1 protein-coding gene is annotated in these 1,058 nt (G+C 57.5%); it reads right to left on the bottom strand.

Annotated elements, in window-relative coordinates:
• On the bottom strand, window positions 1-1,058 hold a 1,058-nt coding region (gene tuf, locus AC1MHZ_RS23370; RefSeq protein WP_482967010.1), incomplete at both ends, for an elongation factor Tu.

Genomic DNA, 1,058 nt, shown 5'->3' with positions numbered 1-1,058 from the left:
TCACCTGGCATTACCATTTCAACGCCTTCCGGCAGTTCGCAGTTACCGGTCACGTCAGTGGTACGGAAGTAGAACTGAGGACGGTAGCCTTTGAAGAACGGAGTGTGACGACCGCCTTCTTCCTTCGACAGAACGTAGACTTCTGCGGTGAACTTGGTGTGCGGCTTGACCGAACCTGGCTTGACCAGAACCTGGCCACGCTCAACGTCGTCACGCTTGGTACCACGCAGCAGAACGCCGCAGTTCTCGCCAGCACGACCTTCGTCCAGCAGCTTGCGGAACATCTCAACACCGGTGCAGGTGGTGGTGGAGGTTTCACGCAGACCAACGATTTCCAGCGGATCCTGAACGCGGACGATACCACGCTCGATACGACCGGTAACAACGGTACCACGACCCGAGATCGAGAAGACGTCTTCGATCGGCATCAGGAACGGCTGGTCAACGGCACGAACTGGCTCAGGGATGTAGGCATCCAGAGTTTCTACCAGCTTCTTGACAGCGGTAGTACCCATTTCGTTGTCGTCTTTGCCTTCCAGGGCCATACGAGCCGAACCGATGATGATCGGGGTGTCGTCGCCTGGGAAGTCGTAGGTGGACAGCAGGTCGCGAACTTCCATCTCGACCAGTTCCAGCAGCTCGGCGTCGTCTACCAGGTCAGCCTTGTTCAGGAAGACCACGATGTAAGGAACGCCAACCTGACGGGACAGCAGGATGTGCTCACGGGTTTGTGGCATCGGACCATCGGCGGCCGAGCAAACCAGGATCGCGCCGTCCATCTGGGCAGCACCGGTGATCATGTTCTTCACGTAGTCAGCGTGACCTGGGCAGTCAACGTGAGCGTAGTGACGAATGTTCGAGTTGTACTCGACGTGAGCGGTGTTGATGGTGATACCGCGCGCTTTTTCTTCCGGAGCCGAGTCGATCTTGTCGAACTCAACGACTGCCGAACCGAAAACTTCGGAGCAGACGCGAGTCAGAGCTGCGGTCAGAGTGGTCTTACCGTGGTCAACGTGGCCGATGGTGCCGACGTTAACGTGGGGAAGGGAACGATCAAA

The sequence above is a fragment of the Pseudomonas sp. FA-1 genome (assembly GCF_056856075.1).
Note: the sequence above shows the minus strand (reverse complement) of the source record. Positions and strands in the feature narration are given on the sequence as shown.